This window comes from Rhodococcus sp. 14-2483-1-2, assembly GCF_002259405.1.
Lineage (GTDB): Bacteria > Actinomycetota > Actinomycetes > Mycobacteriales > Mycobacteriaceae > Rhodococcoides.
Genome location: NZ_NPFW01000014.1, coordinates 93207 through 113135 on the forward strand (window position 1 = coordinate 93207; position 19929 = coordinate 113135).

At 66.3% G+C, this 19929-nt stretch carries 19 protein-coding genes; 12 read left to right on the forward strand and 7 right to left on the reverse strand.

Features of this window, described 5'->3' with window-relative positions; genetic code table 11:
* Positions 1-90: 90 nt before the first annotated feature.
* Positions 91-2214, forward strand: coding sequence for a phosphate acetyltransferase (pta, locus tag CH295_RS13905; protein ID WP_170945898.1), 2124 nt, complete (start codon positions 91-93; stop codon positions 2212-2214).
* Positions 2211-3398 (forward strand): acetate kinase, encoded by a 1188-nt coding sequence (locus CH295_RS13910; protein ID WP_037186695.1) that lies wholly within the window; start codon positions 2211-2213, stop codon positions 3396-3398. Before pta ends, CH295_RS13910 begins: the two co-directional genes overlap by 4 nt.
* On the opposite strand, the gene CH295_RS13915 is transcribed toward CH295_RS13910, so the two are convergent.
* From CH295_RS13915 to CH295_RS13925, 3 genes are read right to left on the reverse strand one after another with little or no spacing between them, the layout of a single operon-like run.
* Complete coding sequence (locus tag CH295_RS13915; protein ID WP_179274743.1) at positions 3395-5821, reverse strand: serine/threonine-protein kinase; 2427 nt, start codon at positions 5819-5821, stop codon at positions 3395-3397. The genes CH295_RS13910 and CH295_RS13915 overlap by 4 nt on opposite strands.
* 10 nt (positions 5822-5831) lie before the next feature.
* Positions 5832-6803 (reverse strand): glutamate ABC transporter substrate-binding protein, encoded by a 972-nt coding sequence (locus tag CH295_RS13920; RefSeq protein WP_094741065.1) that lies wholly within the window; start codon positions 6801-6803, stop codon positions 5832-5834.
* Positions 6800-8104 (reverse strand): GlnX family signal transduction membrane protein, encoded by a 1305-nt coding sequence (locus CH295_RS13925; protein ID WP_037188570.1) that lies wholly within the window; start codon positions 8102-8104, stop codon positions 6800-6802. The genes CH295_RS13920 and CH295_RS13925 overlap by 4 nt, the downstream gene beginning before the upstream one ends.
* A gap of 72 nt (positions 8105-8176) precedes the next feature.
* Here CH295_RS13925 and CH295_RS13930 point away from each other — a divergent pair, with 72 nt between their 5' ends.
* Complete coding sequence (locus CH295_RS13930) at positions 8177-9013, forward strand: NUDIX hydrolase (protein ID WP_037188572.1); 837 nt, start codon at positions 8177-8179, stop codon at positions 9011-9013.
* A gap of 4 nt (positions 9014-9017) precedes the next feature.
* Here the strand turns inward: CH295_RS13930 and thiE are convergent, their stop codons facing one another.
* Positions 9018-9710, reverse strand: a complete 693-nt coding sequence (gene thiE, locus CH295_RS13935) for a thiamine phosphate synthase (RefSeq protein ID WP_094632618.1) — start codon at positions 9708-9710, stop codon at positions 9018-9020.
* A gap of 158 nt (positions 9711-9868) precedes the next feature.
* Between thiE and thiO the strand changes: the two genes are divergently transcribed.
* From thiO to CH295_RS13970, 7 genes are all read left to right on the forward strand, one after another.
* Complete coding sequence (thiO, locus tag CH295_RS13940) at positions 9869-10921, forward strand: glycine oxidase ThiO (protein ID WP_252342056.1); 1053 nt, start codon at positions 9869-9871, stop codon at positions 10919-10921.
* Positions 10918-11133, forward strand: coding sequence for a sulfur carrier protein ThiS (gene thiS, locus CH295_RS13945; RefSeq protein WP_037186702.1), 216 nt, complete (start codon positions 10918-10920; stop codon positions 11131-11133). Before thiO ends, thiS begins: the two co-directional genes overlap by 4 nt.
* A gap of 28 nt (positions 11134-11161) precedes the next feature.
* Positions 11162-11914, forward strand: coding sequence for a thiazole synthase (locus tag CH295_RS13950; protein ID WP_094741066.1), 753 nt, complete (start codon positions 11162-11164; stop codon positions 11912-11914).
* 268 nt (positions 11915-12182) lie between these two features.
* Positions 12183-13145: an ABC transporter ATP-binding protein gene (locus CH295_RS13955; RefSeq protein ID WP_037186705.1), complete on the forward strand. Its 963-nt coding sequence runs from the start codon at positions 12183-12185 to the stop codon at positions 13143-13145.
* Positions 13145-13915, forward strand: a complete 771-nt coding sequence (locus CH295_RS13960) for an ABC transporter permease (protein ID WP_037186706.1) — start codon at positions 13145-13147, stop codon at positions 13913-13915. Before CH295_RS13955 ends, CH295_RS13960 begins: the two co-directional genes overlap by 1 nt.
* Before the next feature lie 26 nt (positions 13916-13941).
* Positions 13942-15399, forward strand: a complete 1458-nt coding sequence (locus CH295_RS13965) for a M28 family peptidase (RefSeq protein WP_094632620.1) — start codon at positions 13942-13944, stop codon at positions 15397-15399.
* Between the two features lie 37 nt (positions 15400-15436).
* Complete coding sequence (locus tag CH295_RS13970; RefSeq protein ID WP_094632621.1) at positions 15437-16258, forward strand: adenylate/guanylate cyclase domain-containing protein; 822 nt, start codon at positions 15437-15439, stop codon at positions 16256-16258.
* Here CH295_RS13970 and thiD read toward each other — a convergent pair.
* Positions 16220-17074 (reverse strand): bifunctional hydroxymethylpyrimidine kinase/phosphomethylpyrimidine kinase, encoded by an 855-nt coding sequence (gene thiD, locus CH295_RS13975; RefSeq protein ID WP_094741067.1) that lies wholly within the window; start codon positions 17072-17074, stop codon positions 16220-16222. The genes CH295_RS13970 and thiD overlap by 39 nt on opposite strands.
* A 292-nt stretch (positions 17075-17366) precedes the next feature.
* On the opposite strand from thiD, the gene CH295_RS13980 reads away from it, so the two are divergent.
* Positions 17367-17693 carry a GNAT family N-acetyltransferase gene (locus CH295_RS13980; protein WP_037186711.1) on the forward strand — a complete coding sequence of 109 codons (327 nt, stop codon included), beginning with the start codon at positions 17367-17369 and terminating at the stop codon, positions 17691-17693.
* A gap of 105 nt (positions 17694-17798) precedes the next feature.
* A complete protein-coding gene (locus tag CH295_RS13985) occupies positions 17799-18152 on the forward strand; it encodes a GNAT family N-acetyltransferase (RefSeq protein WP_252342057.1) in 354 nt (117 codons plus the stop codon).
* A gap of 4 nt (positions 18153-18156) precedes the next feature.
* Here the strand turns inward: CH295_RS13985 and CH295_RS13990 are convergent, their stop codons facing one another.
* Both CH295_RS13990 and CH295_RS13995 read right to left on the reverse strand, forming a co-directional pair.
* Positions 18157-18957: an exodeoxyribonuclease III gene (locus CH295_RS13990; RefSeq protein ID WP_094741068.1), complete on the reverse strand. Its 801-nt coding sequence runs from the start codon at positions 18955-18957 to the stop codon at positions 18157-18159.
* Positions 18958-18968: 11 nt separating this feature from the next.
* Positions 18969-19925 carry an N-acetylglutamate synthase, CG3035 family gene (locus CH295_RS13995; protein ID WP_094741069.1) on the reverse strand — a complete coding sequence of 319 codons (957 nt, stop codon included), beginning with the start codon at positions 19923-19925 and terminating at the stop codon, positions 18969-18971.
* Between the last annotated feature and the right edge of the window lie 4 nt (positions 19926-19929).

Below are 19929 nucleotides of genomic sequence, written 5' to 3' on the forward strand. Positions count from 1 at the left end.
GACCCTTACCAGGCAGGAGTGGAGCCTGCGGAACGACCCCTACCAGGCAGGAGTGGAGCCTGCGGAACGACCCCTACTAGGCTGGCGGGCATGGCTGAGCCCAGCGGCACCGACGCGTCGGACATGTATCCCTCGAGCATCTACATCGCGTCACCGGAAGGGGACACCGGGAAGTCGACGATCGCGCTCGGTGTGCTGCAGATGCTCGCCGCGTCCGCGGCCCGGGTGGGGGTGTTCCGTCCCATCGCCCGATCGACCGACGAGCCCGATTACATCCTCGAGTTGCTCGTCGAGCACACCACCGCTGATCTGACCTACGAGCAGTCTCTCGGTGTCACGTACGAGCAGGTGCACGCCGATCAGGATGCCGCGCTCAGCAAGATCGTCGATCGGTATCACGAGGTGGCTTCTCAGTGCGACGCCGTGGTGATCGTGGGTAGCGATTACACCGACGTCGGCAGCCCCAGCGAACTCGGCTTCAATGCTCGCATCGCGGTCAATCTCGGTGCCCCCGTGCTGCTTGCGCTGCGCGGGTCCGGTCGTACGCCCGACGAGATCGCACAGTTGGCCACTCTGTGTCAGGGCGAACTGCGTCAGCACCACGCCCACTTGGCTGCGATCGTGGCGAACCGTTGCGCGCCCGAGGATCTCGATGCGGTCACCGACGCATTGGCGTCGGTGGGTGTGCCTGCGTGGTCTCTGCCGGAGATTCCGCTCCTCGTCGCGCCGACGATGGCGGAACTGCTCGAGGCGGTGGACGGCACACTGTACTCCGGTGACTCGTCGTTGCTGCAGCGAGAAGCGTTGCGGGTCATGGTCGGTGGCATGACGGCCGAGCACATCCTCGAACGCCTGACCGAGGGTGTCGTCGTCATCGCACCCGCAGACCGATCCGACGTGTTGCTCGCCCTCGTCAATGCCCATGAGGCGGAGGGCTTTCCGTCCCTCGCCGGCATCATCATGAACGGCGGCATCGAGCCCCATCCGGCGATCGCTCGTCTGGTGGCGGGTCTCGGCCCCCGGTTGCCGATCCTGACCACCGAGCTCGGTACCTTCGACACCGCCTCGGCTGCAGCGCAGACGCGCGGCCGGGTGGCGGTGGGTTCGCAGCGCAAGGTGGACACCGCACTCGGCCTGATGGAACAGCGGGTCGATGCGAAAACCCTTCTTGGTCGTCTCGACATCGCCATTCCCACGATCACGACCCCGCAGATGTTCGAGTACCAGCTGATCCACCGGGCACGCGCCGACCGCAAGCACATCGTGCTCCCCGAGGGCGGCGACGATCGCATCCTGCGTGCTGCCGGACGTCTGCTGCAGCGGCAGGTCGCGGACCTGACGATCCTCGGCGAGGAAGGTCCCATCCGACGACGCGCGTCGGAACTGGGCGTCGACCTCGACAGTGCCACGGTTCTCGACCCCAAGAACTGCGACTACGCCGAGGACTTCGCGGCCGAGTACACCGAGCTGCGCAAGCACAAGGGGATGACGATCGACCGCGCCCGCGAGATCATGGCCGACATCTCGTACTTCGGAACGATGATGGTGCACAAGGGGATTGCCGACGGCATGGTCTCGGGCGCGGCGCACACCACCGCGCACACCATCAAGCCGTCGTTCGAGATCATCAAGACCACCGAGGGTGTGTCGACGGTGTCGTCGATCTTCCTGATGTGCCTGTCCGATCGTGTTCTCGCCTACGGTGACTGCGCCGTCGTACCCGACCCGACGGCCGAGCAGTTGGCCGACATCGCCGTCTCCTCGGCGCAGACCTCGGCCCAATTCGGTATCGAGCCGCGGGTGGCCATGCTGTCGTACTCCACCGGCGAGTCCGGTTCCGGAGCCGACGTCGACAAGGTGCGGCAAGCCACAGCGCTTGTGCGCGAACGTAATCCGGAACTGCTCGTGGAGGGTCCGATTCAGTACGACGCGGCGATCGAACCGTCCGTCGCCGCGTCGAAGCTGCCCGATTCCGACGTCGCGGGCCGAGCGACGGTGTTCATCTTCCCGGACCTCAACACCGGCAACAACACCTACAAGGCCGTCCAGCGCAGCGCCGGCGCGGTTGCCGTCGGACCTGTTCTGCAGGGCCTACGTAAGCCCGTCAACGATCTCTCGCGCGGTGCGCTGGTCGAGGACATCGTCAACACCGTCGCCATCACGGCGATTCAGGCACAGGGCATTGCCAACGCAGCCGATCAGGAGGGCAAGTGAGCATTCTCGTCGTCAACTCCGGTTCGTCCTCGGTCAAGTTCCAACTCGTCGACCCGGGCTCGGGGGAATCCGTGGCCAGCGGGCTCGTCGAGCGCATCGGTGAATCCGACGGCCGAGTCGAACTCGACCACCGGGGCGAGAGTGTCGAGCGCATCCAGCACATCGACGACCACGGTGCCGGTCTGGCCCTGGCCTTCGAGATGCTCGCCGACGCAGGCGTCGAACTGGAATCGGTCACCGCGGTCGGGCATCGCGTCGTCCACGGCGGGACCGTCTTCTACCGTCCGACGATCATCGACGACTCCGTCGTGCAACAGATCTCCGATCTGAGCAACCTTGCACCACTGCACAATCCGCCGAACGTGCTGGGCATCGAGGTCGCCAGGAAGCAACTGCCGAACGTGCCTCATGTGGCGGTGTTCGATACTGCCTTCTTTCACTCCCTGCCCGACGCGGCCGCGACCTACGCCATCGACGCGACCGTCGCTGCCGAGCACGACATCCGACGGTACGGCTTCCACGGCACCTCGCATCGTTACGTGTCCGAGCAGGTGGCGCAGTTCCTCGGCCGCGACCTCGCCGACATCGACCAGATCGTGCTGCATCTGGGCAACGGTGCGTCGGCCTCGGCCGTCGCCGGCGGCAAGGCGGTCGACACCTCGATGGGACTGACTCCCCTCGAAGGTCTTGTGATGGGTACGCGCAGTGGGGATATCGACCCCGGCGTGATCATGCACCTGCGGCGCAGTGCGGGCATGAGCGTCGACGACATCGATGCCCTGCTCAACCGTCGCTCCGGGTTGATCGGACTGTGCGGGGTCAACGACTTCAGGCAATTGCAGCAGCGGATCGACGACGGCGACGCCTCCGCGCGCTTGGCCTACGACGTCTACATCCACCGTCTGCGCAAGTACATCGGTGCGTACATGATCGGGCTGGGACGGCTGGACGCCATCACGTTCACCGCCGGTGTCGGCGAGAACGCCGCAGCGGTGCGCGCGGACGCCCTCGCGAATCTCGAGGGCTTCGGCATCGAGATCGACGCCGAGCGTAATGCGGTGCGCAGCAAGCAGGCTCGGGTGATCTCGACCGACTCGTCCACCGTCACGGTGTTGGTGGTGCCGACCGACGAGGAGCTGGCGATCGCGCGTGCGGCGGACGACCTGGTCAGAGAAGTCGCCTAGAACAACGAACGTGGCCTGATCGCGTTCGCCAGATCCACCAGCGAGAAGCGGTGGGCGCGATCGGTGGCGTTGCGAGCCAGTGCGCGAAGGCCCTTCTCGGTGCCGCGCCGCAACCCGTCCTCGGTGAACGGCACGCTGAGAATGGGCTCTCGCTCGGCGGTGGCGGCGTGGCCGGAGACGATCCAGTCCAGGGCCATCGCCAGCACCAGCGTCCGCATCTGCAGCGCCCGGCTCTCGGCCTTGGGTAACAACGCCACTCGCCGTGCCGCAGAACGGAAATCGGACTCGGACAGCTCGGCTCGCGAGCGGTCCATCAGCAACGTCAACACACTCGTCATGCGGGCCATGGAGTAGTGCCGCGAACTGATCGGCACCTGATCCAGCGCGGCGATGGCCCCGGTCTGATCGCCGCGGCGCTGCAACTGCCTGGCCAGGCCGAATGCCGAGCTGACGATGCCACGATTTGTTCGCCACACCGCGCGGTACAGACCTTCGGCGCGGGCGCGCCACTTCTCGGCTTCCTCGCCGTTGCCTGCGGCCACATGCCCGAGCAGTTCGGAGGTGGCTCCGAGTGCGAGCTTGGGTGCGAGTTCACCGGGCATCGCGCCGAGTACGTTGTCGAAATCGGTGAACGCAGAATCGTATTCGTGATGCAGCAGTGCGATCAGGCCCGCGTACCACTGCACTCGCCACGGGTCCGCGGTGTGGTCGGTCGACTGCACCTTGGCCAGAATGTCGGTTGCTTCGACGACGTTCCCGAGATCCAGATGGGCTTTGACCTCGGCGAGAGTGATCTCGAGACTCAGTTCCACGGGACTGGAGGAGCCCCCGGAACGGCTCGATTCGGCTCCCGAGGTGACGCGTTCGATGCCGTTGCGTTTGGCGTGCTGCAGCGAGTCCAGGGTCTGTCGAGGTTCCACGTGTACGGCGGCCGCCAGCAGCGGCGCGCTCGGGTCGTTGGGGTCGACCAACGGAACCGGAAGCGCAGCAACAACTTCGGCTGCGGTCATTCGTTCGTGGCGCACCGTACCGTCCACGTAGGTGTCGGTGCGTCCCACCGAATGCTCGGTGCCGAAAGTGGTACGCGGCGGGCTGAATACCGTCGACAGTCCCGGCCGCTCGACACCTGTCCTGATGGCCAGGATCTCGCGCAACACGCCGGTGGCCTGCCCGGCGAATTCGTCCGCGGATCGGAACCGCCGAGTGGGGTCCTCGTGCGTCGCGCGCAGCAACAGCCGGTGCAGCGACGGAAACTGTTGCAGTACTTCGGATTCCTCGGCCGAAGGCAGGCCGTCGAGGTACTTGCCGTTCTTCGACGGCATGTTCAGCGTCAACACCGCGAGCGTGCGGCCGACCGTGAAGATGTCCGACGCCACCGTCGGTCCCGTCTTGACGATCTCCGGTGCCTGGTAGCCCACAGTGCCGTACAGGTAGCCGTAGTCCTCGATACCCGCGACCGCACCGAGGTCGATGAGTTTGATCTGGTCGTCGGAGACCATGATGTTCTCCGGCTTGAGGTCGTTGTAGACCAGTCCGATCGAATGCAGGTAGCCCAGTGCCGGAAGCACTTCGAGGACGTAGGCGAGTGCCTGTTCGACGGGCAGCCGGGTGCCGTCACCGCACGCGGTGAGGATGTCGCGCAGTGAGCGGCCGCCGACGTATTCCATGACGATGAAGCCGACGGTCGAGCCGTCGCTGCGGGGTTGCTCTACGAAGTTGTAGATTTTTACCACACCGGGATGGGCGACCTCGGCGAGGAATTGTCGCTCGGCGACCGCGACGGCGTGCGCCTCTTCGTCACCGAAGTGCAGCAGTCCCTTGAGTACCACCCAGCGGTCGCTGACGTTGCGGTCGATGGCGAGGTAGATCCAGCCGAGTCCGCCGTGCGCGATGCAGCCCTGCACGTCGTACTGACCGACCACGCGATCGCCCGGCTCCAGCAACGGAGTGAAGTCGAATGTTGCGCCGCAGTGCGGGCAGATGCCCATCTCCACGTCGGGACCGCCCGGTTCACTGCGGCCGACCTTGGCATTGCACTTCCAGCAGAACCGTTTGTGCTGCGGCACCGACGGATCCGACATCACTGCGGTGGCAGGATCGATCGGTTCGACGCGGGGCACGTCCACCAGACCGCCGCCGAGTCGTCGCCGAATGCCGGTGCTGCGCGATCGACCGGACCTCGACCGACCCGTCTTGGAGCGGGTGGAAGCAGGGTGCGACGGAGCGGATGTCGGGGTCCGATCGTCGACCGGTGACCGTGAGACGGCCTGGGTGCGCTCGATGCCGTCCGTTCCCGAGACGCCGTCGGTGTTCGATCCGGCCGGTGTTCTCGACACAGCCCGGGTGCGCTCGCTGTCGTCGGTGCGCGAGACCGCCTGCGTTCGCTCCGCCGGGGCCGTCTGCTGCTGTTCGTCGTCGTCCATGTCGGCGCCCCTAATCGCTGTACGTCGCGCTGGGCGGACCGGGGGAGGGGCCGAGCACGGTCAGCCACCGGTTGTAGATGCGGTTCCACGTGCCGTCGGAGCGAATGCGTGCCAACGTGCCGTTGACGAAGCGGACCAGATCCTCGTTGTCCTTGTTGATTCCCACCCCGTACGGCTCCGGGCTCAGGCTGTCACCGACGATCTCGAGGTACGGATCCTGTGCTGCGAGACCGGCCAATATCGCGTCGTCGGTGCTGATGGCGTCGACCTGCCGTTGCTGCAGCACCACAAGGCAATCCGACCACATCGGTACCGTCACCACGGTCGCGGCAGGCTGGACGCGTTGGATGCGTCGCAGCGAGGTGGTGCCCTCCACGGCGCATACTCGCTTGCCCGCCAGGTCCTCGACTCCGCGGATGCCCGAACCCTGCACCACCAGAACACGGTGCTGCGCTTGGAAGTACACGGTGGAGAACTGGACGTCCTTGCGGCGAGCGCACGTGATGGTCATCGTCTTGACCACCATGTCCACCGAAGAATCCTGCAGAGCTTCGAGCCGCTGTGCGGAGGTGAGGATGCGAAAGTCCAACCGGTTCGGATCGCCGAACAGATCTCGTGAGACTTCCCGCGCGATGTCGACATCGAACCCGACCAGCTGACCGGTCATCGGATCGCGGAAGCTGAAAAGGTTGCTGCCCGTGTCCAACCCGACAACCAACCGGCCCTTGGCGCGCAGTGCGTCGATGGTCGGTTGTGGCGGTGGCGGAGCATCGGTGCCTGTCGGCAGTGGTCGCAGGCTGGCTGTGGGGCGGGCGCACTCGTCGTCGGCGGGGCTCTCGGTGGGGCGAGCGGCGACGGACGCGCCTTCCGGTAGTGGCGGTTCTGTGAATGTCGTGTCGACCTGCGGCGCAGAGTTCTCCGGCGGCGAACAGCCGACCAACAGGGCGGTGACCAGGATGCCGACGGCGAGTAGACGTTTCACAGGTACTCCCGCAGCCTCGGGAACAGGCCGACACCGAAGGCGACCGATGCGAAGACGGTGAGCACGTACGCGCCGTCCGGCAGTCCGGACAGCACCCACACCGATCGGTCGATGTTGGACCGCAGTTCGCTCCGCGCATTCTCGATTCCGTCGACCAGGACACTGTCCAGCGCGGTGAACGCGGCCGCCGAATCGGACTCGCCGGTGCCGGTGGCAATGGAGACCGCGCCGTTGAAATCGCCGACCTCGAGTGCGGAATCGATCCTCGAGTGCGAGACCGACCACGTGTTCAGTGCATCGATCACCGCGGTGTCGCCCTGGAACATCTCGGTGAGTCGAGAGACGTTGGCGTCGAACGATTCTCCGTAATCCTGACCGCCGCCTCGGCGGGCGAGGTCGAGTGTCTCGTCTGCTCTGGCCTGTTGCGCCAGAATGAAACCCGTCGTGTAGGACTTCAGCGGAGACACTCCGCGGTCGATCGCGCGATCGGTGGCGATCGAGGAAACCAGCCCCACCACCAGCATCCAGCCGAGTAGCCCGGCGACAGCGACTGTGGCAGTGAGGAATCCGACGTTCAACGTCCGGCGGGTGGTCCGCGACAGGTACCACTGGGCCAGGCCGGTCATCAGCAACAGGAACACCAGCGAGCCGATCGCGAACAGTGGAGGACTGGTGAACCGTTCCTGATCGGCCGACACCCGCGACGCCTGCTCGGTGTACAACTTCTCGGCCAGCGGCAGCAGGCTCGTCTGCATCATCGTCGACGCCTCGCCGAGGTACGCCGCACCCACCGGATTTCCGCTGCGGTTGTTGGCTCGCGCCGTCTCGACCAGGCCGCTGTACACCGGCAACCCGGCGGCGATCTGGGTCAGCACCGCGCTGGTGGCCGCGTCGTTCTCGGTCACTCCGGCCGAGGCCGCGATCAGCTCGGACGACGCCTCGCCGAGCGCCTGCGAGTAGCGTTCGCGCACCTCGGGCGGCTCGAGACCGCCGGCGATGAACGCGGTGGCCGCAGCCGCGTCGGCCACCGACAGTGCCCCGTACAGATTCTGTGCCGAGTTCGCGAACGGCTCGGTGCGCACCAACAGGGTGCCCAGGGTGTCGACTCGATCGGTCACTGCCGTGGACGCGAGATTTCCGACCGTCAACGCGAGCACCACCAGCGCGGTTCCCATCGCGACCAACCGCGCAGGCGTCGAACGCATCGTGTATCGAACCGGTGGCTTGCCTGCAGCGACACCGACGTGCGTAGCCGTTGTCGGGGGGACGGCAGCGGAGGGGGTAATACCGGCCGCGATCACGCACCCGAGCATATAAGTAGGCGGACGGTACTGCAGCCACTACAGGCAGGTGATTCACCTAGGGTGGTGAGTATGCGTGGTGACGGGGACGGCTGGGTGATCGGCGAGAACGGCACTCGGCACTGGGGAAAGCACGGTGCCGCCGGACTGTTGCTGCGTGCACCGTCGAACGCCGGCGAACCGGTGGTGCTGCTCCAGCACCGTGCCCTGTGGAGTCACCAGGGCGGAACCTGGGCGCTACCGGGCGGAGCCCGCGATTCCCACGAGAGCACCGCGCACGCGGCGGTGCGTGAGGCCCACGAAGAAGCCGGTATCTCGGCCGAACAGGTCAGTGTGCGCAGCGAGCGCGTCACCGCGAGCGTCGAGAGCGGCTGGTCTTACACCACCGTCGTCGCCGATACCGATCATCCGTTGACCACCGTGCCCAACGGGGAGAGCACCGAGCTGCGCTGGGTGCCGGAGTCGATCGTCGACGAACTCCCGCTGCACCCGGGTTTCGCGTCCAGCTGGCCGTCGCTGCGCACCGTGCCGCTTCGAGTGCTGCTCGATACCGCCAACGTGCTGGGCTCGCGACCGAACGGATGGTGGAAGGACCGTGCCGGATCCACCGGCGCACTGCTGACCTCGCTCGCCGAGACGCTGCCGCGCACCGTCGAACTGCCGAGCGGTCAGTACGGCTGGCTCACCCGCATCGAAGCCGTCCTCGAAGGCCAGGCCAGGGACGCCGTGGTCGACGACCCGCGCACCCGGACGATTCTCGCCGACGGCAGTGGCGACGACACCCTGGCCGAGCAGGCCGACCTCGATGGGGACCTGACGGCGCTGGTCACCGCCGATCGCGGACTGCAGAATCGACTGCCCACCTCGGTGCAGGTCCTGACGCCGTCCACGGTTCTGTCGTGGCTCTAGGGCTCTAGGGCTGAAGCGCCTGCACCAGTGAACGGGCGGCCGCCTGGGGGTCCCTGGCCTCGGTGATGGCGCGGACCACCACGATGCGATCGGCACCGGCTGCCCTGACCTGATCGACATTGGTCGCGTCGACGCCGCCGATGGCGAACCACGGCCGCTCCGGGAGCGAGTCCGCCGTCGCCCGCAGAGTCTCGAGCCCCGCGGCCTTGCGATTGGGCTTGGTGGGCGTCGGCCACACCGGCCCGACGGCGAAGTAGTCGACGCCGTCCTCGATCGCGGCGAGCGAGGACTGAGCGCGGTTCTGCGTCGAGCGCCCGATCACCACGTCCGGTCCCAGAATCTGCCGCGCGTAGTGCACCGGCAGATCGCCCTGGCCGAGATGCAGCACGTCCGCGCCCGAGGCCAGCGCCAGATCCGCGCGGTCGTTGACGGCCAGCAAGGCGCCGTGGCGCTTGGTGGCAGCGAGCAGAATCGCCAGCGCAGCGAGCTCGTCCTTGGCTTCGAGGGGACCGAACTCGCGCTCGCCGGCGGAGTTCTTGTCGCGCAGCTGGATGATGTCGACGCCACCGGACAACGCGGCCTCGGCGAACTGCGCGAGGTCGCCCTTGTCGCGCCTGGCATCGGTACACAGGTACAGGCGAGCGGACGCAAGACGCTCACGGGGAGTCTGGTTGCGGGCGGTCTGAGATGGATGCACAAAGCGAACTGTATTCTCATGGTGGCCGCCACCGACGACGGAGTGGCCGAGATATCGCGGGAGTCCCGAGGATCGTGGGGCTGAGAGTGGGTTCGCCGCCCTTACCGTCAATACCTGAACCCGATCATGCGGGCGCAGGGAGTGAGGACGTGAATCGCGTGTACATCGTCGTTATCGGCGGAGGCGTCATCGGGCTGTCGACGGCGCTGCGCCTGAGCCGGGACGGTCACCGGGTCGTCGTTCACGATCCCGCTCTGGGCAAGGGCGCATCCTGGGTCGCGGGCGGAATGCTGGCACCGTTGTCCGAGGGCTGGCCCGGCGAACACGAACTGCTGCACCTGGGCGCTGCGTCGTTGGCGCGGTGGCCGGAATTTGCCCGACGCCTCCCCGGCCCCTCGGCGTTCTCCGCAGCGGGATCGGTGACGGTTGCCCTCGACTCCGCCGACGCCGCCGATCTGCGAACCATCGCCGAATGGGTCGGCGAACAGGGGCACGAACTCGAGATTCTGGGACGGGCGCAGCTGCGCGAGCTCGAACCTGCTCTGGCACAGAACATTCGACTCGGCCTACTGGCTCCGACCGAGTTGTCGGTGGACAATCGGGTACTGATCGCCGCACTCGAGCAGGGATGCCTGGATGCGGGAGTGGAGTTCTCCACGGACTCGGTCGACACCATGCCCGACGCCGATCAGGTGGTCCTGGCCGCCGGCGCACAGTCGGCGGCATTGTGGCCCACCCTTCCGGTCCGACCGGTCAAGGGCGAAATCCTGCGGCTGCGTCGTCGACCGAGTGCCGCGCCGCCGCCGAACCGGACCGTTCGCGGAACCGTGCACGGGCGCGCGATCTACCTGGTACCGCGCGGCGACGGATTGGTCGTCGGCGCAACCCAATACGAATCCGGCCAGGACACTCAGGTCACCGTCGCCGGGGTACGAGACCTCATCGCCGACGCCGAACGGCTCATGCCGAGCATCGGCGAATACGAACTGTACGAAACCGCTGCCGGACTGCGGCCGATGAGCCCGGACGGACTGCCGATCATCGGCAGGCTGTCTCCCCGGGTGATCGTTGCCACCGGCCACGGCCGCAACGGCATCCTGCTCGCGCCCATCACCGCCGACGCAGTCGCCGCACTCATCTCCGGCGAGGCGCTACCGGACGCGAAAGCCGCCACACCCGAACGCTTTTCGCACATAGAGAGGACACCATGACACAGGTCGCGATCGGTATCACCGTCAACGGTGAGGACCACCTGCTCACCGAGGACATGACCATGCGTCGGCTGCTCGAATTCCTGGGGCTGCCCGAGAAGGGCATCGCCGTCGCCGTCGACGGAGCGGTACTGCCCAAGAGTCGCTGGGACACCACCAGCGTCGAAAAGGGTTGGACCATCGACGTCCTCACGGCGGTTCAGGGTGGCTGAGGGTCGTTCCGCGGGCTCCACTCCTGGGGTGGCTGAACAACTGGTCATCGCCGACCGCACCTTCACCTCCAGGCTCATCACCGGCACCGGGGGAGCGGCGAATCTCGCGGTACTCGAGGAGGCCCTCGTCGCGTCGGGAACCGAACTGACCACCGTCGCGATGCGCCGCGTCGACGCAGCCGGTGGGACGGGAGTGCTGGATCTGCTGCGCCGGTTGAACATCGCCCCGCTGCCGAACACCGCAGGCTGCCGTGGCGCGGCCGAAGCAGTGCTCACCGCGCAACTGGGCCGTGAGGCGCTCGAGACCGACTGGGTGAAACTCGAAGTGATCGCCGACGAGCGGACCCTGCTGCCCGACGCCATCGAATTGGTCAAGGCCGCAGAACAACTCGTGGACGACGGTTTCCAGGTGCTGCCGTACACCACCGACGACCCGGTACTGGCGAAGCGACTCGAGGACATCGGCTGCGTGGCCGTCATGCCGCTCGGCTCGCCCATCGGCACCGGGCTCGGCATCTCCAACCCCCACAACATCGAGATGATCGTCGACGCCGCCTCGGTTCCGGTGATCCTCGACGCGGGCATCGGCACCGCCAGCGACGCCGCCCTCGCCATGGAGCTCGGCTGCGATGCGGTGCTGCTCGCGACCGCGGTGACCAGGGCAAAGGATCCGGCGCTGATGGCATCGGCGATGCGTCATGCTGTCGCCGCGGGGTACCAGGCCCGGCACGCCGGCCGAATTCCGAAACGATTCTGGGCGCAGGCCAGCTCGCCCATGTGATCAGCTGCGTCGTCGGCCCGGCACCTTCTGTGGTTCTGCGCCATCCGGCAAACGCGCACGCATCTGTGAAACGCGCGCGGAATAGTGGCCAATACGAGGACTATTCCGCGCGCATCTGGCAAACGCGCGCGCATTTGCGGCCGCGCCCGTGTGACCCCACGCCGCCCATGTGACCGACTGTCTCAGGGTGTGTGTCATCCGAAAGGATGATGGAAGAGTCGACTGTGGGTCGATGTGCGGACGCTGTCGATGGTGGACAGTTGTACCCATGATCGAAGTGACAGGACTGACCAAGCAATACGGCGCGGTGACGGCGGTCGACAACCTCACCTTCACCATCAAACCCGGCATCGTGACCGGCTTCCTCGGCCCCAACGGCGCTGGCAAGTCGACCACCATGCGGATGATCCTCGGGCTCGACCGACCCACCTCGGGCACGGCGACCATCGAGGGCAAGAGCTACAGCCACCTGAAGCAACCATTGCGTACCGTCGGCGCCCTGCTCGACGCCAAGTGGGTGCACCCCAACCGATCGGCTCGTGCACACCTCGAGTGGATGGCCGCGTCCAACGGCATCCCCAAGTCGCGAGTCGACGAGGTGCTGCGTCTGGTGGGCCTGTCCGAGGTCGCCAAGAAGAATGCCGGTGGCTTCTCGCTCGGTATGTCGCAGCGGCTGGGACTCGCCGGCGCTTTGCTGGGCGACCCCAAGGTGTTGCTGTTCGACGAGCCGGTCAACGGACTCGATCCCGAGGGCATCGTCTGGATCCGAAAGTTCATGCAGCGCTTGGCAGCCGAGGGTCGCACGGTGCTGGTCTCGAGCCACCTCCTCTCGGAGATGGCGCAGACCGCGGAGCATCTCATCGTCATCGGACGCGGCAAGCTGATCTCGGATTCCTCGGTGCAGGAATTCATCGACCACGCCTCCGAAGCATCGGTGCGCGTACGCAGCCCGCAGCTCGACGGTCTGCGTCAGGCGTTGACCACGGCCGGTCTCACCGTGCGCGAGCCGGACAAGACCGATGAACTTCAGCCCTCGCTCGTGGTGCTGAACTCCACGACCGACACGATCGGCGACATCGCCGGTCGAGCCGGAATCACTTTGCACGAGTTGGCCTCTCAACGAGGATCGCTCGAGGAAGCCTTCATGAAACTCACCGGAGACACAGTGCAATACCACGGCGCGGGAGCCGAAAACCCCAACACTCAGCAAGCGATGGGCGGTTCACTCTGATGGGCGTACTGGCAGCAGAAAGAATCAAGTTCACCTCGACCAAGTCGCCGTGGTGGTGCAGCGCGATCATCGTGGTGCTCGGTCTCGGATTCGCGTCGATACTGGGCTGGGCCGCTCAGTTGGCCACCGAAACCGATGCGCCCGAGGGCATTCCGCCCACGACGGCAGCCGACGTCGTAGGACTCGGCGTCGGAACCTTCGGTTCGATGGTGTTGATGATCCTGGCCGCGTTGACCGTGACCAGCGAATATCGGTTCGGTCTAATCCGAACCACGTTCCAGGCCGTGACCAACCGAGGTTCGGTACTGGCGGCCAAGGCCCTGCTGGTCGGTGTCTACGGTGCGATCCTGTCGTTCGTGCTCGCCGTCATCGGGCTCTACCTCGCCAAGGCGCTCGCCGGTGAGCAGGCAGGTGCGCTGCTCGGCTTCGACATCGATGGAACCTGGCGCGTCCTGTACGGGACCGCCATCCTGGCGTTCGTCCAGGTCGTTCTGGCCATCGGCGTCGGCGCTCTCATGCGGCAGTCCGCCGGAGCAATCGCCATCCTGCTTCTGTGGCCACTGCTCATCGAGAACCTCGTCGGGGTGATTCCGACGGTCGGCGAGAAGATCCAGCCGTTCCTGCCCTTCCTCAACGCCAATCACTTCCTCGGATCCAGCGGAGGTGTCGACTTCCACTGGGGTCCGATCGGCGGACTGATCTACTTCGTCGCCTTCACCGCGGTGATCTTCGGAGCGGCAGTGTTCGTCGTCAATCGTCGGGACGCCTGACGCCGCTCGCCGGTAGGGTGTCCGCTATGCGGATTTCCCTACTTGCAGGTAGCGCTGTCACTGTCTTGATTCTGGCCGGTTGCTCGTCCACCTCGGACGAGGAACCGGCCAGAGTTTTCGCGACACCCGACGGGCCGGGGCTCTCTGCCGCGGTCACCGAGGACGCGTTGGTGGGGCACCTCGAACAATTGGAAGCCATCGCCGCCGAGAACGACGGAAATCGCGCTGCCGGCACCGCCGGTTACGACGCGAGTGTCGATTATGTTGTCTCACAACTCGAATCGGCCGGGTTCGAGGTCACCACCCCGGAATTCGAATTCGAGACCTTCGAGGCGCAGACCCAAACTCTGTCGCTTGCGGGCACCGAGATCCCGGTGTTCGCGCTCAGTTACTCGCCCACCACCACCGCCGAGGGAATCACCGCACGCGTCGTCGGCGCTCCCGCCGGTGCAGACGGCTGTGAGGCGACCGACTACACCGGTCTCGACCTGGCCGGAGCTGTCGCGGTCGTGCCGCGAGGAGTGTGCGCCTTCGGTGTGAAGCAGACCGTTGCCGCAGAACTGGGAGCGGCCGCCGCGATCATCGTCAACAACGAACCCGGGCCGCTCGATTCGGGCACCCTCGGCGACGCCGACACTGCCCGGATTCCGACCGGCGGTGTCAGCCAGGAGGACGGTGCGGCCGTGCTGGCCGCACCCGAGGTGACGCTGACACTCGTCACCGAAACCGAAACGACCACCAGTCGCAACATCATTGCGCAGACCACCACCGGTTCCACCGAGAACGTGGTGGTCACCGGTGCGCATCTCGACAGCGTTCCCGAGGGCCCCGGCATCAACGACAACGGAACCGGCACGGCGGCAGTACTCGAGACCGCACTGCAGATGGGCAGTGCACCCGAGGTGACCAACGCGGTACGTTTCGCGTTCTGGGGTGCCGAGGAGAACGGACTCGTCGGTTCCACCAAGTACGTCGAAGGCCTGTCCGACGAGGACAAGCAGAACATCGCGCTGTACCTGAACTTCGACATGATCGGCTCGCACAACGCCGGCTACCTCGCCTACGACGGAGACGACTCCGACCAGGTGGGTGAGCCCGCAGGCCCGGCCGGATCCGACGCCATCGAGCGCACCTTCGTCGAGCACCTGGCAGCCGAGGACGTAGCCGTCGACGGGACCGATTTCGACGGTCGCTCGGACTACGGCCCGTTCATCGAGGTGGGCATCCCCGCCGGTGGTGTGTTCAGCGGAGCTGACGAGAACAAGACCGCCGCGCAGGCCGAGAAGTGGGGCGGCACCGCCGATCAGACCTTCGACGAGAACTACCACACCGACCAGGACACCCTGGCGAACGTCGACCGCGCCGCACTCGCGAAGAACGGTGCGGCAGTGGCCTACGGCATCGGCGTCTACGCGCAGTCGGTGGAGGGCCCCAACGGGGTTCCGGTGGGTGCCGAGCGCGAGGCCGCGCGCGCCGAAGGATAAGGGCGAGTATGTGTAACTGTGAGTTACGCTCGATGCTGTGAACGCAGTCGTGGACTCGGTGGTGGAGTGGGTTCGCACCACCAACCGAGCGCCCAAGGTGGTCGGGGCGGTACGACGTGTGCGTCGCGCACTACCCGGTGACCCCACGTTCGGTGATCCCCTGTCGATCGACGGGCCGGGGCGAGCCCTTGCCGTTGCCCGCGTCGCCGATCGCTTTCTGGTTGCCAACGGACTCGACGACGAGCCGGGCGCATCCCGTGAAGTCGGCCTCGGTGCCTTGCAGGTGTGGCAGGCGATCCTCGAGAGGACGGGCCGGGGGCGCGGCGAACAGGACGTCACCATCGTCTTCACCGACCTCGTCGGGTTCTCGTCGTGGTCGCTGCGCGCCGGCGACACCGCCACCCTGACGCTGCTCCGCAAGGTCTCCAAAGCGGTCGAACCCGAGGTCGTGTTCCGCGGCGGCCACGTCGTCAAGAGACTGGGCGACGGCATCATGGCGGTGTTCGCCGATGCGGGCAAAGCAGTCGACGCGGTCTTCGCGGCCCGCGAGGCACTGAAGGGTGTCGACGTCGACGGTTACACCCCGACGATGCGCGTCGGCATCCACACCGGCAGCCCGCGTCAGGTGGGATCGGACTGGCTGGGCGTCGACGTCACCGTCGCCGCCCGGGTGATGCAGACCGGCGGCAACGGCAACATCATGATCTCCGCGGCGGCCCTCGAGGGGGTCCCGCCGGAGGTGCTCGACGCCTTGCACGTGGTGTCCAAGCCCTATCGCCGCAGCTTCTTCGCTCCGAAGATCAAGGGTGCACCCGACGACCTACGCATCCTCCGACTCGTGCAGTCGCCACAGCGGTGACACCGGTCCGTGGCCCGCGCCCAGGTCGTAGGACGCGGCCAGACAGCGAGTGACCCACTCCTTGCCGAACGCCACCGCGTCGGGCATGGAGTATCCGTGCGCCAGGGCCGAGGCGATCGATGCGGCGAGGGTGTCGCCGCCGCCGTGGTCGTTGCCGGTGTCGATGCGTTCGCTGGTGAATTCGAGGAAGGTGTCGCCGTCGAACAGCAGATCGGTGCTGTGTGTGGACGTCCGCAGGTGACCGCCCTTGACCAGGGCCCACTGCGCGCCCAATCCGTGCAGGGCCTCGGCGGCGCGGTGTGCGCTGGAGTCGTCGATGACGTCGATGCCGGTGATGAGACGAACCTCGTCGAGGTTGGGGGTCACCAGCGAGGCGATGGGAAACAGGGTGTGCCGGATGGCGTCGAGGGCTTCGGCGTGCAGTAGCGCATCCCCGTGCATCGACGCGCACACCGGATCCACGACCAGGGGAACCGGCTGATCTCGGCCGATGCCCACCTCGGTGCAGACGGCCGTGACCGCTTCGATGATCGCGGTGGAGGCCAACATTCCGGTCTTCGCTGCGCCGACGCCGATGTCGGAGACGACGGAGCGAACCTGCGCTGCGACGACGTCCGGCGGAATCTCGTGGAAGCCCGTCACGCCGACGGTGTTCTGGACCGTGACCGCAGCGACAGCAACGCAGGCGTGGACGCCCAGCAGGGCCATCGTTCGGCTGTCCGCCTGGATTCCGGCACCGCCACCGGAGTCGGTCCCGGCGATGGTCAGCGCGCGAACAGGAGTCTCGCCGTTGGGCGTGAGCGGTAGGAACTTCACGAGAGAAGACAGTACCGGCGTGCGCGGAGACGGGGGTCGCTGCCGGTGAAACGGAATGCCGAGTACATGGCGAAAACATGAGCGGGCCTTGAATGTTGTTGTATCACAACGCCGAACAGGGTCGCTTATGATCCGTACCAGCATTCGAGTCGGGTTCGGCGGACGAACCTACGCATCCGAAGGTTTGTTGGTAGAAAAGGTGACAGACCCACCGTGCGCATGTTTAATAGTGGTGCACGTCACAGAAGATTTCATTCGTTCACCACTCCACACACAGCGAAGGAGGCGTCCCATGCTTGCAAGTTCTCCTAGCGCTGATGTCTCGATCAACAAGGATCAGAACCGGTTCGAGCTTCGATTGAACGGCGATCTCGTCGGGATCGTCGGCTTCTACGAGGTCGAGGGAAACGGCAAGCGTGCGACGCGAACTCATGTCGTGTCCTTCATGCACACGGTCGTCACCGAGGATTTCGGTCATCAGGGTCTGGCGGGCATTCTGGTGCGGCGCGCACTCGACAGTGCTCGGTCCTACGGCTGGAAGGTCAAGCCGGTCTGCACCTATGTGCAGCGTTTCGCCGCGGCCAATCCGGAGTACAACGACATGCTCGTCGCGCTCTGACCTCAGTTTCCTGCAAGCGTCGCCCGGTCACATTAAGGGCACGACTCGGCGACGATCGGTGCACTCTCCCCGCGTCACATGGACAACACTGGTCTCATGAGTGACATGAGTCACATACTTCCACGACGGGTCCACGGGCCCGCTCCGGTCGACCGTCCCGCCGTTCGCATCGAGGACGACGTCGATCACAACAGGTTCGATCTTTTCGTCGACGACGAACTCGTCGGCATTCTCGGGTATCGCTTCGGTGAGGGCGACGACGGCGGCGTCGGCCCGGTCGTCGCGCTCATGCACACCGTCGTCAAGGAGGAGTACGGCGACCGCGGGTGGGCGGGGGTGCTGGTGAGGGCGTCGCTGAACACCGCTCGTGATCGGCAGTGGCGCATCGTGCCGATCTGCACCTACGTCCGGCGATACCTGGCGCAGCACGAGGAGTTCATGGACCTCGTCGTCGAGTGACCGCTCAGCCGATCTCCACGATTACCGGAGCGTGATCGCTGGCTCCCTTGCCCTTGCGCTCCTCGCGGTCGATGGACGCACCGCTCACCCGAGCCGCCAGGGCAGGTGAGGTCAACGCCATGTCGATGCGCAGGCCCTGCTTCTTCGGGAACCGCAACTGCGTGTAGTCCCAGTAGGTGTACGTCCTGGGCTCGGGGGTGAACTGCCGCGTCACCTCGGTGAAGCCGGCGTCGCCGAACGCGGTGAAGGCATCACGCTCGGCCTGCGAGGTGTGGGTCTTGCCCTCGAACAGTGCGGGATCCCAGACGTCGTCGTCGGTGGGCGCGATGTTCCAGTCGCCCACGAGCGCGATCTGCGCCTGCGGATCCGCCGCCACCCACGCCTGTGCGTCGGCCTTCAGCGCTGCGAGCCACTCGAGCTTGTAGGTGTAGTGCGGATCTGCGAGTTCGCGGCCGTTCGGCACGTACAGGCTCCAGACGCGGACCCCGGCGCACGTGGCACCGATGGCGCGGGCCTCCTGAGCGGGATCGACCTCGGGATCCTTGCTGAACCCGGGCTGATCCTCGAACCCGACCTGCACGTCGTCCAATCCGACGCGAGACGCGATCGCGACGCCGTTCCACTGGCTCAGCCCGACGTGGGCGACCTCGTACCCGATGTCGGTGAACCGCTCGTACGGAAACTGCGCGTCCTTGCACTTGGTTTCCTGCATCGCCAGGACATCGACATCGGATCGCTGCAGCCAATCGACGATTCGATCCTGACGAGAGCGGACGGAGTTCACATTCCAAGTAGCCAAGCGCACGGGAAGGAACCCTATCGAACGCCTCCGACAGGGTTCGGACCGATCGCGTTCTCGGGCCGGGCGTAGCGATAGTGGTGGTGGTCGACGAAACCGAGATCTCGATAGAGGCCGACGGCGTGGGTGTTGTCCACGGCCACTTGCAGGTACGCGTGTGTCGCGCCGTGCTCGCGTCCCCATCGCACCAACTCGCCGCACATCAGGGTGCCGAGGCCGTTGCGTCGATGATCCGGGGAGACCCAGAGCGAGGTCAGTCCCACCCAGCAACGACCGTCCGGGGCGGTGGTGACGGCCGCGCGACCGACGGCTGCCGACGACGAGCGCGCGCCGATCATGCCGAAACCGAGGGTTCCTCCCCGGACTGCGGCGGCCACCTCCGCTGCGCCCGCGGGTGCCTTGCCGCCCTGGTAGTGGAGGGAATCCAACCACTCGGCCGTCGGCTGCTCGGTCACGGCGATGGCCGAATCACCATCGCGTAGAGCAAGATTCGAGATGTCCGCAGCCATGACGGCGCTCTCGTTGTAGGTCGACCAGCCGGCCGGAGCGCTGCCGAGACGGTCGGGGAGCGACAGCGTCGGCGGTAGTCCGCGAGCGGCGTATCGGTCGACGATCTCCGCGAGAGTCTCGGCCGTCATCGACGCTCCCGGCTCGAGCGGTGCGGCCGAGTTGGCGCGTCCGGTGAATCCGTGACCGAACCGCAGTTGCCAACCGTCGATCCATTCCCGCTCGACGCCCGGCCAACCGTCGGCGGCAGCGGCCTCGAGCGATCGAATCTCCGACGTTCGAATCGGTTTGGGGCCCAAAGGTTTCAACGCTACGACTCGTTCGGCGGCGACCTGTACCAGCGCGCCGTCTCTGCCGCGCACCGAGACCGCACCGGCGTCGATGGACACCAGTTCGCCGATCACGTCCGTCATCGGGTGGGTGTGGCCGGGTGGCAGCCGGTAGCGCAGCATCACCCGTGTACCCACCGGG